The 1,478-nt window shown below is 54.1% G+C and carries 1 protein-coding gene; it reads right to left on the bottom strand.

Annotated features, from left to right (window positions below; genetic code table 11):
* Positions 1-72: 72 nt before the first annotated feature.
* Entirely contained in the window at positions 73-1,404 is a 1,332-nt protein-coding gene (locus H7C18_RS33630) for an ISNCY family transposase (RefSeq protein WP_185133514.1), read from the bottom strand.
* Between the last annotated feature and the right edge of the window lie 74 nt (positions 1,405-1,478).

Raw genomic sequence — 1,478 nt, forward strand, 5'->3', positions numbered from 1 at the left:
TGTCAATCTTCTGAGAAAATGTCACCTTAACTCGTCCGAGAAAATGTCACTTTCAAGTATTGCCGAGACGACTCACCAGAGCGCTTCGGCATAGCTGTTATACTGAGAATACAGGGCGTCTTGGAAGTCGCTCTTGGTTGTGGTACGCTTGTCTTGGTTTTGTTGCTTCGTGGTTTTCCACGGATGCATGGAGGCGGGTTTGCGTTGCAGCGCAGAGCTCGCCTTTTTCATGTGCTGCTTAGGTTTACGAATGGGTTTTTCGATTTCCACAAGCTCGATTGCTTCGCCGTCGTGCCATACGACGATTTCCCCGGTGAGCGTCTGACGCACCTCGACGACCGTCTTGGCGTCGAAGCGATGTAAGGCAGGCTTGGCAAACGTATACAGCTTGTTGGCGTAGGACAGGGAGTTGCCCTGGCCGAGCGTTCGTTTCTCACGGGTCGTAAAGACGTACGCAAGGCGCATGGATGAATCAAGCTTGATGTAGGCGCTCTCGTCGCTTTTTGGCTTCACAGCGAACTTGCGATTGTGCTTGCGTAAGAGTGCCGGCAACGCCTCGTTAGCCTCTTCCATCGTGTTAATGCCTAGCAGTCGCAACTCGATAACCAGGCGATCCTGGAGCGTTCCCCAGAGCCGCTCAATGCGTCCTTTGGCCTGCGGGGTCATCGCTTTGATATGCGTGATGCAGAGCTCATCCATGGCTTTGCCGAAATCCGACAGCGGCTTCGTATCCCCAGCCAGTTCCTGCTCCACCGTTAGCGTCTCATTAGGCGATCTGAAGATCGTATGGCGGTCGCTGTAAAGCCCGAGCGGAATGCCGTATTTCTTGATCCCCTGCTGCATAACGAGCGAGTAGCCTTCACGACATTCGGTCGGTCTGAAGACAGCGCCGACAACGATGCCTGTCGCGTCGTCGATGGCCGCGTGAAGGGAAAAGGCTGGCGCTCGGTCTTCGAGCCACGCATAAGGTGTGGCGTCGATCTGCCAGAGCGCACCAGCCTGGGAGCGGCGCTCTCGTGGTTGATGTGCCTTCTTGCGGCGTCGCTGCTTGACTTTCTTCATGCCCTTGACCAGTAAGATCCGGCGCACGCTGGAAGGGCTTAGCACTAGCATGTCACGCTCGGCGAGCAGCTCTGCAAAGTGGCAGTTGTTGCTTCCGACATATTGCTGACTGTAAAGCGCCGCTACTCGTTCCTTCGTTTCATCCGTAAGTGCATGAACAGGTTTCCTGCCGCGATTGCGATGAACAAGCGCAGTTGCGCCCCCCTCCGTTAGATACTTCTTCTTCAACCGAATAACCTGTCTGTTGGTCAAACCGAGCAATGCTGCTCCTTCCGCATTCGTCATATGTCCGCTAATGATCTTCTCCACCACGACGACCTTCTTCAATTCTGCTCTGCTCAATGTCACTGTCTCCTGTCCCATAGTGACATTATCTCAGAACAGTTACAGGGTGACATTATCACAGCACAACGACA

It is taken from the genome of Cohnella zeiphila, from assembly GCF_014212055.1.
Taxonomy (GTDB): Bacteria; Bacillota; Bacilli; order Paenibacillales; family Paenibacillaceae; genus Cohnella; species Cohnella zeiphila.